At 70.2% G+C, this 13,864-nt stretch carries 8 protein-coding genes; 6 read left to right on the plus strand and 2 right to left on the minus strand.

All coding sequences use genetic code 11. From position 1 onward, the window contains the following. Nucleotides 1–24 precede the first annotated feature (24 nt). Nucleotides 25–2,835: a protein kinase domain-containing protein gene (locus ACK4SG_RS09375; protein ID WP_409601475.1), complete on the plus strand. Its 2,811-nt coding sequence runs from the start codon at nucleotides 25–27 to the stop codon at nucleotides 2,833–2,835. 6 nt (nucleotides 2,836–2,841) lie between these two features. Here ACK4SG_RS09375 and ACK4SG_RS09380 read toward each other — a convergent pair whose 3' ends face one another. Next, nucleotides 2,842–3,459 (minus strand): thymidine kinase, encoded by a 618-nt coding sequence (locus tag ACK4SG_RS09380; RefSeq protein WP_409601476.1) that lies wholly within the window; start codon nucleotides 3,457–3,459, stop codon nucleotides 2,842–2,844. A gap of 62 nt (nucleotides 3,460–3,521) precedes the next feature. Here ACK4SG_RS09380 and ACK4SG_RS09385 point away from each other — a divergent pair, with 62 nt between their 5' ends. The 5 genes from ACK4SG_RS09385 to plsB all read left to right on the plus strand — a co-directional run bounded on the left by ACK4SG_RS09385 (nucleotide 3,522) and on the right by plsB (nucleotide 13,616). Beyond that, nucleotides 3,522–5,531, plus strand: coding sequence for a UvrD-helicase domain-containing protein (locus ACK4SG_RS09385; protein ID WP_409601477.1), 2,010 nt, complete (start codon nucleotides 3,522–3,524; stop codon nucleotides 5,529–5,531). A gap of 83 nt (nucleotides 5,532–5,614) precedes the next feature. Then, entirely contained in the window at nucleotides 5,615–6,529 is a 915-nt protein-coding gene (locus ACK4SG_RS09390; protein WP_409601478.1) for a 5'-nucleotidase, lipoprotein e(P4) family, read from the plus strand. A 245-nt stretch (nucleotides 6,530–6,774) separates the two neighbouring features. Continuing rightward, the gene (locus ACK4SG_RS09395) at nucleotides 6,775–7,698 is read left to right on the plus strand and encodes a hypothetical protein (RefSeq protein ID WP_409601479.1); all 924 of its coding nucleotides are present in this window, start codon (nucleotides 6,775–6,777) and stop codon (nucleotides 7,696–7,698) included. A 155-nt stretch (nucleotides 7,699–7,853) separates the two neighbouring features. Continuing rightward, nucleotides 7,854–10,811, plus strand: a complete 2,958-nt coding sequence (locus ACK4SG_RS09400) for an EAL domain-containing protein (RefSeq protein WP_409601480.1) — start codon at nucleotides 7,854–7,856, stop codon at nucleotides 10,809–10,811. A 69-nt stretch (nucleotides 10,812–10,880) separates the two neighbouring features. After that, a complete protein-coding gene (gene plsB / locus ACK4SG_RS09405; protein WP_409601481.1) occupies nucleotides 10,881–13,616 on the plus strand; it encodes a glycerol-3-phosphate 1-O-acyltransferase PlsB in 2,736 nt (911 codons plus the stop codon). 20 nt (nucleotides 13,617–13,636) lie between these two features. Here the strand turns inward: plsB and ACK4SG_RS09410 are convergent, their stop codons facing one another. Then, nucleotides 13,637–13,855 (minus strand): YdcH family protein, encoded by a 219-nt coding sequence (locus ACK4SG_RS09410; protein WP_409601482.1) that lies wholly within the window; start codon nucleotides 13,853–13,855, stop codon nucleotides 13,637–13,639. Nucleotides 13,856–13,864 lie beyond the last annotated feature (9 nt).

A 13,864-nucleotide genomic window follows, 5' to 3' on the forward strand; every position in this document is an offset into this window, starting at 1 on the left:
CGACGGTCGGCGACGGGGGCCGCCATGGACATCGAACGCTGGCAACGCCTCTCACCGCTGCTCGACGCCCTGCTTGAGCTGGCGCCGGACCTGCGCGCCGACCACCTGCAGACCCTGCGCGGCGAGGACCCGGCGCTGGCGGCGGAATTGGAACGCTTACTGGCGCTGGACGCCGACGATCCCGGCTTCCTCGACACGCCCTTCGTGACGCTGCCGGTGGGCGTGGTGCCGGGCGCGCGGCTGGGCCCGTACCGGCTGGAGCGCCTGCTGGGCGAGGGTGGCATGGGCCAGGTCTGGCTGGCCGAGCGTGCCGACGGCCTGTACGAGCGCAAGGTGGCGCTGAAGCTGCTGCGTCCCGGCCTGGCCGATCCGCAGCTGCGCCAGCGCTTCGATCGCGAGCGCGACATCCTGGCCCGCTTCGCGCACCCCTTTATCGCCCGTCTGCTGGATGCCGGCATCGACCAGAACGGCCAGCCCTATCTGGCGCTGGAGTACGTGGATGGCGAGGCGATCACCCGCTATTGCCAATCGCGCCAGCTCGATCTGCCTGCACGGCTGGACCTGTTCCGGCAGGTCTGCGAGGCGGTCAGCCACGCCCATGCCAACCTCATCGTCCACCGCGACCTGAAGCCGTCCAACATCCTGGTCACACCGGCCGGGCAGGTGCGGCTGCTGGATTTCGGCATCGCCAAATTGCTCGACGTCCCCGCGCTGCCGGTGGAGCAGACCCGCACCGGCGTGCGCGCCTTCACCTTGCACTATGCGGCGCCCGAACAGATCCGCGGCGAGCCGGTCACCACCATGACCGACGTGTATTCGCTGGGCGTGGTGCTCTACGAACTGCTGACCGGCAGCAAGCCTTACCGCCTGAAACGGCAGACCGACGCGGAGTGGGAGGAAGCGATCCTGGACGGTGTGCCGCAGCGCCCCTCGCAGGCCGCCGCACGCGCGGAGCCGGCCGCATGCCGGCCGTACACGCCGGCGCGGCTGGCACGGGCGCTGGCCGGCGACCTCGACAACATCGTGCTGAAAGCGCTGGCCAAATGCCCGGCCCGCCGCTACGTCTCCGCCGAGGCGCTGTCGCAGGACCTGCTGAATTACCTGCGCGGCCGGCCGGTACGGGCCCGTGGCGAGCGTGCCGGCTATCGCATGCGCAAGTACGTGCAGCGCCATCGCTGGGCGATCGGCGCCATCGTCGCCGTGCTGGCCGTGCTGAGCAGTGCGCTGGGCGTGGTGGGTTGGCAGGCGCAGCGCGCGCTGCGCGAGGCCGAGCGCGCGCAGGCCATGCAACGCTTCGTGGCGGAGCTGTTCCAGGACGCCGGCACCTCGGCCAACACGCCGATCGACCTGCGCAGCCTGCTGGACATGGGCATCCTGCGCGGCGAGCGCAGCCTGGCACGCCAGCCACAGACGCGTGCCGAGCTGTACGGCACGGTGGCGCAGCTGCGCCTGGGGCTGGGCGACTACCGCGAAGCGGCCGAACTGCTGGACCGGCAGGCCCGCCTGCTGGACACCTTGCCCGACGCACCGGCCAGCCTGCGGCTGGAAGCGGCCGCCCTGCGCGGCAGCGCGCGGCACCAGCTGGGCGATGCCGGCACCTGTGCCGCCCAACTGCAGCCGCTGGAAGGCGTCGCGCGTCGCGAGGAGCAGCGGCTGCCGCAGCAGGCAGCCGCGTTCTACACCCAGCTCGGGCGCTGCCGCCGCGACCTGGACCAGCCGGAGGCGGCCAAGCGCCTGTTCACCCGCGCACTGGCCCTGCGCCGCCAACGCGAAGACGCTGCCGGCCAGGCGGAGACGGCCCTGGATCTGGCCACCCTGCTGGCGGATGCCGGACGCCCGGAGGAAGCGCTGCGCGAAGCCGGTGCCGGGTTGGCGCAGCTGCGCCGCAGTGCCGGAGACCAGCACCCGCTGGCAATCGATCTGTTGCGCACCATGTGCATATTGGAGCGTGGCACCGACGCGATGGCCGCCGCCCTGCGCGACTGCACCGCATCGCTGCGGCTGGCCGAGGAACTGCATGGCCCCAACCATCGCGCCAGCATCGACGCCAATCGCCACCTGGCTGCGCTGTACGTGGACCTGGGGCGCTTCCGCGAGGCCGAACAGCGCCTGCTGGCTACCCGGGCCTGGATGCGCACGCGGCTGGACCCGCAGCACCCGGACCTTGCCCGCGTCAACAATGCGCTGGCTATTGTGGCTTGGGAGCGCGGCGATCTGGCGCAGGCCCTGACCCTGCAACAACACGCCGTGGCCTCCTGGCGCCACGCCGGCACTGCCGGGCCGTTGGCGGGCGGGCTGTTCAATCTGGCCATGCTCTTGCACGACGCCGGCCGGGACACCGAGGCGCTGCCCCTGGTGCGTGAATCGCTCCAGCTGCGCAAGCGCGCGTCGCGTGCCAACCAGGCGCTGGTCGGCGATACCGAACGGCTGCTGGGCGAAGTGCTGGCGGCGCTGGCCCGGCCCCTGGAGGCCCGGGCCGCGCTGGCACAGGCGGTGAACCACACCCGTGCCGGCTTCGGCCCGACCCACTCGCACACCCGCCGGGCCGAGATTTCGCAAGCTCGGCTGCTGGCTGCGGATGGGGATACCGCCGCGGCGCTCCGCCTGACGGCGTACGGGCAGCCCGCGGGTGACAGCCTGGAGCAGCGCAAGGCGGCTTGGCTGGCGCGTGCCTACGCCGCCGACCTGCAGTGCCGCAAGCGCGATGCACGGCCGGCAGGACTGGCCGCGCTGGACAAGCTGCTGGGAGAGCTGGGCACTGCCCTGCCGGAGGCCGGCGCGATCCCGCGCGAGGTGCAGCGGTTGCGCGATGCCTGCGTCCGCAGCCGGGCCTGATGCCGGCTAGAGCAGCGGCGCCTGCATCGGCTCGATGCTGCCTTCGCCGCGCATCACTTTCTTGAACTCCTTCCGCGATACCGAGACATAGCGCTCGTTGCCGCCGATCTCCACCTGCGGCCCGTCCTGCACCGCGCGGCCGGCCTCGTCCACGCGCACGGTCATGGTGGCCTTGCTGCCGCTGTGGCAGATCGTCTTGATCTCCTGCATCTCGTCGGCCCAAGCCAGCAGGTACTGGCTGCCCTCGAACAGCTCGCCGCGGAAGTCGGTGCGCAGGCCGTAGCACAGCACCGGGATACGCAGTGCGTCCACCACTTCCGACAGCTGCCACACCTGCGCGCGGGTCAGGAACTGCGCCTCGTCCACCAGCACGCAGTGCAGCGCGCCGCGCGCGGCGATGTCGGCCTCCACGATGCGCTGCAGGTCATCGCCCGCGGCGAACGCGATGCCGTCGGCCTGCAGGCCGATCCGCGAGGCCACGGTGCCGCTGCCGGCGCGGAAATCCAGCTTCGGGGTGAGGATGGCCACCCGCATCCCGCGTTCGCGGTAGTTGTAGGCCGATTGCAGCAGGGTGGTGGTCTTCCCCGCGTTCATCGCGGAGTAGTAGAAGTAGAGCTTCGCCATGCACGGATTCTACCGGCGCACAAGGCTGGCATGCGCCGCGCCGGGCTTCGACAATGGCACCGATGTCACCCGATCCCCTCCACGGCCTCAACCCCCCGCAGCGCGCCGCGGTCCTGCATACCGAGGGCCCGCTGCTGGTGCTGGCCGGCGCCGGCAGCGGCAAGACCCGGGTGATCGTGGAGAAGATCGCGCACCTGGTGCAGACCGGGCGCTACCCGGCAGGGCGCATCGCTGCGATCACCTTCACCAACAAGTCCGCCCGCGAGATGCGCGAGCGCGTCGGCAGGCGCCTGAAGGGCGACGCCGCGCAGGCGCTGACCGTCAGCACGTTCCACGCGCTGGGACTGAAGATCGTCCAGATCGACCACGCCAAGCTGGGCCTGCGGCGCGGCTTCTCGATCTTCGACGCCGACGATTCCGCAGCGCAGATCAAGGACCTGCTGCCGCCCGGCAGCAAGCCGGATGCGATCGAGGCGATGAAGCAGCTGATCAGCCGCGCCAAGAACGCCGGCCTGTCGCCGGAGCAGGCGGCCGAGGCCGCGCGCAGCACCCGCGAGCGCGAAGCCGCGGCGCTGTACGCGCGTTACCAGCAGCGGCTGGCCGCGTTCAACGCGGTGGATTTCGACGACCTGATCCGGCTGCCGGTGCAGCTGCTGGAAACCGATGAGGAGGCGCGGCTGGGCTGGCGCGAGCGCATCGCTTACCTGCTGGTGGACGAGTGCCAGGACACCAACGACGCCCAGTACCGCCTGCTCAAGGCGATCGCCGGCGAGGCCGGGCAGTTCACCTGCGTGGGCGACGACGACCAGAGCATCTACGCCTGGCGCGGCGCCAATCCGGACAACCTGCTGGCGCTGGGCAGCGACTATCCGGCCTTGAGGATCATCAAGCTGGAGCAGAACTACCGCTGCTCGAACCGGGTGCTGCGCGCGGCCAACGCGTTGATCGCCCACAACCCGCACGAGCACCCCAAGACGCTGTGGAGCGAGGCCGCCGACGGCGAGCGCATCCGCGTCTGGGAATGCCGCGATGCCGCCCACGAGGCGGACAAGGTGGCGGCGGAGATCCAGTTCATCGCCAGAAAGCATGCCGTACCGGACGGCACGCTGCCATGGAACGAATTCTGCATCCTGTTCCGCGGCAACCACCAGAGCCGCGCGTTGGAAAAGGCGCTGCAGCTGCTGCGTATCCCCTACCACCTGAGCGGCGGCACCGCATTTCTCGACCGCGGCGAAGTCAAGGACGCGCTGGCCTGGCTGCGCCTGCTGGCCAATCCCGACGACGACGCCGCCTTCCTGCGCGCGGTGCAGTCGCCCAACCGGGGCGTCGGCGCCGGCACTCTGGCCAAGCTGGGCGAACTGGCCAACCAGAAACACCTGCCGCTGGCCCGCGCCGCCGAGTCGATGGCGGTGGCGCAGCAGCTGCCGGCGCGGGCGGCCAACGCATTGCAGGGTTTTTCGGCCATCGTGCAGGGCCTGCGCGCGGATGCCCGCACGCTGCCGCCAGCCGAGCTGGTGCGCAAGCTCAACGAGCGCTCCGGCCTGCTGGCCGCACTGCGCGCCACCTGCAAGGACGAAGCGCAGTTCCAGGCGCGCCGGCGCAACCTGGACGAGCTGGCCGACTGGTTCGACGGCCCCAAGACCTCCGGCCCCGGCGAGCTGGCCGCCGCGCTGGCACTGCTTTCGCATGCTGACAAGGGCGATGCCGGCAACCAGGTGCGGCTGATGTCGCTGCACGCCTCCAAGGGCCTGGAGTTCCGTTTCGTGTTCATCGTCGGGGTGGAGGACGGCAACCTGCCGCACGAGGCCAGCATCGAGGAAGGGCGCATCGACGAGGAGCGCCGCTTGTTCTACGTCGGCATCACGCGGGCGAAGGAACGGCTGTGGTTGTCGCACGCAAAGGAGGCCCAGCGCTGGGGCGACAAACTGCGGCTGCAGCCCAGCCGGTTCCTGGACGAGCTGCCGGCAGCCGAGCTGCAGCGCGACGGCGCCGACCCCGAGGCCGAGGCCGCCCAGCGCGCCGAGCGCCGGCGCGCCAGCTTCGCCGACATCCAGGCGATGCTGGCGGACTGAGCCGGTCTGAACGCGTCTGGCCGGACGAAAACCGTCATCCGCCACGGGTACACTTGCCACCTTGCCCCACCACGAGCTCTGCCATGTCCCCGCGCCGTCCCTTCGCCCTCTCGCTGCTGGTGGCCGCGCTGGCCCTGTCGGCCTGCCAGACCACCGCGCCGCGCGCCGCCGCGCCCGCCACCCATCCAGTCGCTGCCGACACCCCGGCCGCAGCCCACGGCCCGGCGCCGCACGACAATCTCAACGCCGTCGTGTGGATGCAGCAGGCCGCCGAATATGCCGCGGTGACCGAAACGGTGTACCACGCCGCCCAAGCCCGGCTGGACGAGGCCTTGCGCGACAAGCACTGGGACGCCCTGCCCCCGGAAGACCGCCAGACCCCGGCCGACACCCTGCCGCCGGCGGTGATCGTGGACGTGGACGAAACCGTGCTGGACAACTCGCCCTACCAGGCGCGCCTGATCCGCGACGACCAGGAGTATGACGAGGTGAGCTGGAGCACCTGGGTCAAGGCCCGCAAGGCGCGCCCGGTGCCCGGCGCGGTGGCGTTCGCCCAGGCTGCCGCGGCGCGCGGCATCACCGTGCTGTATATCTCCAACCGTGCGGTGGATCTGGATCAGGCCACCCTCGACAACCTCAAGGCGGCCGGGTTCCCGATCAAGGACGCCAGCGTCTTCATGGGGCTGGGCACCTTCGTGCCGGGTTGCGAGCAGAACGGCAGCGAGAAAGCCTGCCGGCGCCAGCTGGCCGGGCAGCACTACCGGATCCTGATGCAGCTCGGCGACCAGCTTGGCGATTTCACCGAGATCGTGGCCAACACGCCGGAAGGCCGCTCCGCGCTGTTGCAACAGTACCGCGACTGGTTCGGGGTGCGCTGGTTCATGCTGCCCAACCCCAGCTATGGCAGCTGGGAACCGGCGCTGTTCAACAACGACTGGACCCAGCCCGTTGAAACGCGCCGCCGGGCCAAGCGCGAATCGCTCAATACCGCGAATTAAATCAATACGTTACCTTAATCAATTTCATCTATTGCATTAAGTCAGGGACGCCAGTAGGCTGCATCCGTCCGGCCCGGCCGGAACCGCGCCACAACTGTCGTCCACCGGCGTTGCCGGATTCGAGGAGGCCCTGGGCCTCCTCTTTTTCTTTGCGACTTCCTGGCGATCCCGGTGGCGCTCGGGCCAACGCGACGCAAGCCGGACCCGGGGTTGCGTTGGCGCGCCGCCCCCCCGACACTCCGCCCATGCCTGCCGGGACCGCCAACGCCCGCCCCTTCCGCGCCGTGCTGGGCATCTGCCTCGCGCTTCTGGCCGCGGCATGCCTGCCGGCCTGCCAGCGCGGCGCTTCGCCCGGCGCGGCCACCGACGACGACGGCGCCCCCGCGCCCGCGTCCCGTCCGGCCGACGCCGTGCTGGTCCTGCGCGACCGCCTGCTGGCCCGCGACGGCGCCGGTTTCGCCCGGGTGGCGGTGCCGCCGGCCCTGTACGCCCGGCTGCAGGACGGGTGGGCCCACGGCACCACACGCTGGCCGCTGGATGAACTGCCGCTGGACGCCCATATCCCGCGGATGCTGGCCGCCCTGCAGGCCCCGCAAGCGGACAAGGCGTTGATGGCCACGTTCCGCAGGCAATTTGCCAATGCCGATGCCGACATCGACCAGGCGGTGCGCGCCCTGATGGTGTTCGGTGGCGAGTACGTGCAGCAGGCCCCCGAATACAGCCAGGATGCCCGCGACCACATCGCCCAGGCCATCGCCGCGATCGGCGGCTGGGCGCTGGCGGCGCCACTGTCTGACCCCGCGCGCGCGCAGCGCTTCTTCGCCACCCTGTCCGCGGCGGCAATTCGCAGTGGCCTGGACGGCAACCACGCCGATGCCGATTTCGCCCGCCTGGGCATGACCCAGAGCCTGAACCGGCTGTCGCCGTTCTTCGCCACCTTGCTGGCGCAGCTACGCCAGCAGTATGGCCTGGACCTGGACGCGGCCCTGCGCAGCGCGCGGGTCACCCTGCTGCAGCAGACCGGCGACACCGCCCTGTTGCGGCTGCAGTACGTGCTGGCCAGCCAACCGGTGGACGCACGGTTGCCGGTGGTGCGGATAGACGGCCACTGGTATCTGGCCGATTACGTGCGCCGCGCCGAACAGTCCCTGCACCCAGGCGCGCATTAGGCCAACGGTCAGGGCATGCAAACCGACGACGGCCGCCCGGAATCGCCACACCACGCCCAAGAATCGGTGGCGGCGGCCGATACACTCCCGCAGGAGGCACCGTCACCCGCCCGGTGGGCAGCGGCGACGGCTCGACGACACGGCAGGACACAGGCATGAGCGACAGACACGCACCGCCGCGGCAGGCGGGGGAACCCGGCAGCGGGGCCGAATGGGCGCCCGCCACCGCAGCGGTGCTGGCCGCCACCGAGGTTCGTGCCGCTGCCGCCGCGCTGCGGCAGGGCCTGCGCGCGCACGGTATCGCTACCGATGCGGTGGTCTGGACCGACCACGGCGAACTGGTCTTCGAGCCCGAAGCCGCCGCCAATGCCACGCGCCGGGCCGCGGCGGTGGCTGCTTTCGCCGGGCGTCCGCAAACCGGTGCTGATGCCCTGGAGGCGCGCCTGCTGCCTCCTGGCGCCGCCGAGGCCGGGGCCGTGCTGCTGGCCCCCCCGGGGGCGTTGGCAGCCCCATCCGACGACGCCACGCATCTGCTGGCGCTGGCCGGCCAGCGCCTGGCCGAGCTGTTTTCGATGCAGCGCCTGCAGGACGCGGTGAAGGAGCTCGAACAGGCCGAGCAGCTGCAGCATGCGCTGTTCGCCATCGCCGATCTGGCCGCCTCCGACCATGACATGCAGCGCCTGCTGCACGGCCTGCACCAGATCATCGGCAAGCTGATGTACGCCGAGAACTTCTACATCGCGCTCTACGATCCGCAGCGCGAAACCCTGCGCTTTATCTATCTCGCGGACGAAAAGGATGGCGGCCTGTACGACCCGGACGAGGAGATCCCGGTCGCCCGCATGGGCGGCAGCCTGACCTTGGGCCTGATCCGGCACGGCCGGCCGGTTCGCGGGCCGTCGGAAGACATCATGGCGCTGCTGGGGCTGCCGCCGGAGGAAGGCATCGGCACCCCGTCGGTCGATTTCATGGGCGTGCCGATGCGGCGCGACGGCCAGGTACTGGGCGCGCTGGTGGTGCAAAGCTACAAGGAAGGCATGGGCTACACCCAGTCCGACTGCGCGGTGCTGGGCTTCGTCGCCGAACACGTGCTCAACGCGGTCGAGCGCAAGCGCAACCAGGAGGAGCTGGAACGCCGGGTGGCCGAGCGCACCCAGGCGCTGGCCGAGGCCAATGCCCGGCTGCAGGAGGAAATCCGCGAGCGCGAACGCGCCGCCCACCTGCAGGCCACGCTCTACCAGATCGCCAGCCTGGCCAGCAGCACCCACAGCGATGAGGCCTTCTATCGCAGCATCCACCAGGCGGTCAGTACGCTGCTGGATGCGGAGAACTTCTACATCGCCCTGATCTCGCCGGATGGCAGCCGGCTGCAGGTGCCCTACTCGGTCGACGCCTCCGGCGAGGAGCGCCCGGAACGCCCGCTCGCCCGCGGCCTGACCGAATATGTTCTGCGCAAGGGACAGACCGTGCTGATCGACGACCCGGGCACGCGCGCGCTGGTCGCCGCGGGGGAAATCGACGCCGAACACTACGCTGTACGCACGCCGGCGGTGTGCTGGCTGGGGGTACCGCTGCCGGGCGAGGACGGCGTGATGGGGGTGGTGGCCGTGCAGAGCTACCGCCCGGACCTGGTGTACACCGCCGATGACGCCAAGTTGCTTACGTTCGTGGCCCAGCAGATCGCCAGCAGCGTGCAGCGCCGGCGCCACGCCGAAGCGCTGCAGGCCCTCAACGCGGACCTGGAACAGCGCGTGCAGGCGCGCACCCGCGAGCTGCGCCGCGAAATCGCCGTGCGCGAGCAGGTGGAGGCCCAGCTCAAGCACCAGGTCATGCACGACCCGCTGACCGGCCTGCCCAACCGGCTCTACCTGCGCGACCGCCTGGAGCGGGCACTCTCCAGCCAGCAGCGCAACCCGAAGCACGCCTTCGCCCTGCTGTACCTCGACGTGGATCGCTTCAAGCTGTTCAACGACAGCCTGGGCCACCTGGTCGGGGACGCGGTGCTGCGCGAGGTGTCGCGCCGGCTGCTGGAATGCGTGCGCGGCCCCGATATCGTGGCGCGCCTATCCGGCGATGAATTCGCGATCCTGCTGGAGGAGGGCGCCCAGCCGGCCACCGCGATCAAGATCGCCCAGCGCATCCAGGCGCGGATGCAGGAACCGGTGCAGGTGGGCGAGCGCGACCTGCAGGCGTCGGTGAGCATCGGCATTGCCATCGGCCATCCGCGCTACCTGGCCATCGACGAGCTCCTGCACGACGCCGACGTGGCGCTGTATCGCGCCAAGGCCACCGGCCGCCAGCGCTTCGTCCTGTTCGACGAAACCCAGCAGAAGGCGGCCATGAACGTCCTGGAGCTGGAGCTGGCCCTGCGCCATGCCCTGCACGCCGGCGAATTCGTGCCCTACTTCCAGCCGATCGTCCGTCTGGACGACGGTTCGGCAGTGGGCTACGAAGCCCTGATCCGCTGGCAGCACCCCACGCGCGGCCTGCTGAGCCCGGGCGAGTTCCTGCCCGTGGCCGAGGAAAGCGGCCTGATCGAGGCGATCGACTGGCATATGTACCGGCTGGCCTGCACCGCCGGCGCACCGCTGGTGGCCCAGGGCGGCTTCATCAGCATCAACATCTCGCCGCGCCACTTCCAGTACGAGGACTTCGACCAGCGCCTGCTGGAGCTGCTGGCCGAAACCGGATTCCCGCCGGCGCGGCTGCAGATCGAAGTCACCGAGAGCACCCTGCTCAGCGATCCCGATGCCGCCGCGCGGATCCTGCAGCGGCTGCTGGACGCCGGGGTGGGAGCAGCGCTGGACGACTTCGGCACCGGCTATTCCTCGCTCAGCTACATCCATCGCTTCCCCATGCGCTCCATCAAGATCGACCGCTCGTTCATCCAGGACCTGGGCCAGGCGGATGCCCGGCGCAGCTCCGCGATCATCGAAGCGGTGCAGGGCTTGGCCCGCTCGCTGTCACTGGACGTGGTGGCCGAGGGGGTGGAAACCCAAGCGCAGCGCGACGCGCTCCGGTCCGTCGGCTGCCCGCATGTGCAAGGGTTTCTGTTCGGGCGGCCAGCACCGGCCAGCCACTGGCTGAGGCCCGGCGGCCCCGACAAAACGTGACGCGCTTCACATGAAGTCGTCGGGTCGCGCGTCTGGCGCCGCGCCTGCGCGGGACGGCCGTCGGCCATAATGGTGGTGATGCCTGATCACCCGACCCCTGCCCAAGCCGGCCTGTTCGACGCGCCGCCCGCTTCCGATGCCGCCCCCGGGGCGGCGTCCGGCAGCGCCGTGGATGCAGCCCCCCCGGCCGGCCATGCGCCCGCGGGCGAGCCGCTGCCGCTGCCGCCCTTTCTCGCCAGTACCGGGAATGGCGCCGGCGCCAGGCCGCCGCGCCCGCGTCGGGGCCCGGTGCCGTTGTGGGCCCGCCTGCTGGGCCGACCCCTGCACCCGTGGCTGAAGCTGGACATCGAGGTGGACCCGCAGTTCGCCGCGGACGACCGCCCGGTCTGCTACGTACTGGAGGACTACGGCCTGTCCAACGCGCTGATCCTGGAGCGCGCCTGCCGCGAGGCCGGCCTGCCGCCGCCGCTGCAGCCGATTCCCGGCGACCCGCTGGGCCGCAAGCGCGCCTACGTGGCGCTGTCGCGCCGCCATGCCAATGCGCTGGGCCTCCTGCCGGGCGCCGAACACAAGACCCATTCCGGCTCGCTGGCGCGGCTGCTGGCGGCGCACACGGCCCAGCCGGCGCTGGACGTGCAGCTGGTGCCCGTCTCGATCTTCGTCGGCCAGGCGCCCAAGCGCAGCAGCGGCTGGTTCTCCGTGCTGTTCTCGGAAAACTGGACCCTGGTGGGCCGGTTCCGCCGGCTGCTGGCGATCCTGCTGAACGGCCGCGACACCCTGGTGCAGTTCTCGGCACCGATTTCAGTGCGCAACACGGTGGCGGAAGGGCTGGACCCGGAACGCACCGTGCGCAAGCTCTCGCGGGTGTTGCGCACCCACTTCCGGCGCGTGCGCGAGGTGGTGATCGGACCCGACCTCTCCACCCGCCGCATGCTGGCCGACCAGGTGCTGTCGGCGCCGCTGGTGAAGGAGGCCATCGCCGACCAGGCGCGGCGTGACAACACCAAGCCGGAGGAGGCCTGGAAGAAGGCCAATGCCTATTTCTGGGAAATCGCCGCCGACTACTCCAGCACGGTGGTGCGCTCGGCCAGCTTCGCCCTGACCTTCGTCTGGAACCGCATCTACCGCGGCGTGCTGGTCCACCATCTGGACCAGTTCAAGCAGGACGCGCTGGGGCATGAGGTCATCTACGTGCCCAGCCACCGCAGCCACATGGATTACCTGCTGGTGAGCTACCTGCTCTACACCCACGGGGTGGTGCCGCCGCACATCTTTGCCGGCATCAACCTCAACCTGCCGGTGGTGGGCACATTGCTGCGCAAGGGCGGCGCGTTCTTTGCGCGGCGCAGCTTCAAGGGCAATGCCCTGTATTCGGCAGTGTTCCGCGAATACATGGCGCAGCTGGTCGCCGGCGGCTATTCCATCGAATACTTCATCGAGGGCGGGCGTTCGCGCACCGGCCGGCTGCTCCAGCCCAAGGGCGGTTCGCTGGCGATGACCGTGCGCGCCTACCTGCGCCAACCAACCCGGCCGGTCCTGTTCCAGCCGGTCTACATCGGCTACGAAAAGCTGATGGAAGGCCGCAGCTACCTTGATGAGCTGTCGGGCAAGCCCAAGGAAAAAGAGTCCATCTGGCAGCTGCTGACCGGCATTCCCAAGGTGCTGCGCAGCAACTACGGCCAGGTGGTGGTGAACTTCGGCGAACGCATCCGGCTGGACCAGATGCTGGCCGAACACGCGCCCGACTGGGACGGCAAACCGGTGGCGGACGACGAGAAGCCCGCGTGGCTCGCCCGCACCATCGATACGCTCGCCCTCAAGATCCAAACCAACGTCAACCGTGCGGCCGACGTCAATCCGATCAACCTGCTGGCGCTGGCCCTGCTGTCCACCCCCAAGCACGCGATGGGCGAAGCCGACCTGCGCGCGCAGATCGCGCTGTCCAAGACCCTGCTGGCGGACGTGCCGTATTCCGACTGGGTCACGGTGACGCCACACACGCCGGAGCAGATCATCGCCCACGGCGAGGAAATCGGGCTGATCCAGCGCACCCGCCACCCGCTGGGCGACGTGCTGGGCGTGGACGGCGACGCCGCGGTGCTGCTGAGCTATTTCCGCAACAACGTGCTGCACCTGTTCACCGCCTCCTCGTGGATCGCGGTGTGCTTCCAGAACAACCGCCGCATGGGCCGCCGCCAGTTGCAGCAGATCGGCCGCAGCCTGTACCCGTTCCTGCAGGCCGAGCTGTTTTTGCCGTGGGACGAGGACGGCTTTGCCGACCGCATCGACCGCACCATCGAGGTGTTCGTCCGCGAAGGCCTGCTGGAGCAGATCAGCGACGAGGACGGCGGCATCCTGCAGCGCAACTCTGGGCAGAGCGACGAGGTGTTCCGCCTGCGCGCGCTGGGCCACACGCTGCAGCAGGCATTCGAGCGCTACTACATCGCCATCAGCGTGCTGGTGAAAAACGGCAGTGGCACCCTGACCGCCGCCGAGCTGGAAAGCCTGTGCCAGCTCACCGCCCAGCGGCTGTCGCTGCTGTACGCCCCGGCCGCCCCGGAGTTCTTCGACAAGACCCTGTTCCGCGGCTTCATCCAGAAGCTGCGCGAGCTCAAGCTGGTCTGCCCGGACGACGCCGGCAAGCTGGCCTTCGACGACCGTCTGAAGGCGTGGGCGAAGGACGCGCGGGTGGTGCTGGGCCGCGAACTGCGCGCCACCATCGAGAAGATCAGCCCGGCCAGCGCGCGCACCACCGGCGAGACCCCCGCGCTGCCGCCGGAGGACGCGGGCACCCCGGCCTCCTGAAGACGCCGCCGGGCGAACCGTCAGGCCGGCTCGTCCGGGATCAGCGCGTTCTCCAGCCAGGCGATCTGGTCCTTCAGCAGCAGCTTGCGCTTCTTCAGCCGCTTGAGCATCAATTCGTCCGTTCGCATATCGTCCTGCAAGCGGCGGATGGCCTCGTCCAGGTCACGATGCTGCTGGCGCAGCTCCGCCACCCGCTTGGCCATGTGCGACTGTTCGGCAGGATCGAGAGGGCGGCCCATTGCGCCAGC

The organism is Thermomonas sp. (genome assembly GCF_046293095.1).
GTDB lineage: Bacteria > Pseudomonadota > Gammaproteobacteria > Xanthomonadales > Xanthomonadaceae > Thermomonas.

What these genes read in the sequence shown, in the direction of transcription:
- ACK4SG_RS09375 (WP_409601475.1), top strand. Translation starts at nt 25, where the DNA reads ATGGACATCGAACGCTGGCAACGCCTCTCACCGCTGCTCGACGCCCTG.
- ACK4SG_RS09380 (WP_409601476.1), bottom strand. Translation starts at nt 3,459, where the DNA reads ATGGCGAAGCTCTACTTCTACTACTCCGCGATGAACGCGGGGAAGACC.
- ACK4SG_RS09385 (WP_409601477.1), top strand. Translation starts at nt 3,522, where the DNA reads ATGTCACCCGATCCCCTCCACGGCCTCAACCCCCCGCAGCGCGCCGCG.
- ACK4SG_RS09390 (WP_409601478.1), top strand. Translation starts at nt 5,615, where the DNA reads ATGTCCCCGCGCCGTCCCTTCGCCCTCTCGCTGCTGGTGGCCGCGCTG.
- ACK4SG_RS09395 (WP_409601479.1), top strand. Translation starts at nt 6,775, where the DNA reads ATGCCTGCCGGGACCGCCAACGCCCGCCCCTTCCGCGCCGTGCTGGGC.
- ACK4SG_RS09400 (WP_409601480.1), top strand. Translation starts at nt 7,854, where the DNA reads ATGAGCGACAGACACGCACCGCCGCGGCAGGCGGGGGAACCCGGCAGC.
- plsB (WP_409601481.1), top strand. Translation starts at nt 10,881, where the DNA reads ATGGTGGTGATGCCTGATCACCCGACCCCTGCCCAAGCCGGCCTGTTC.
- ACK4SG_RS09410 (WP_409601482.1), bottom strand. Translation starts at nt 13,855, where the DNA reads ATGGGCCGCCCTCTCGATCCTGCCGAACAGTCGCACATGGCCAAGCGG.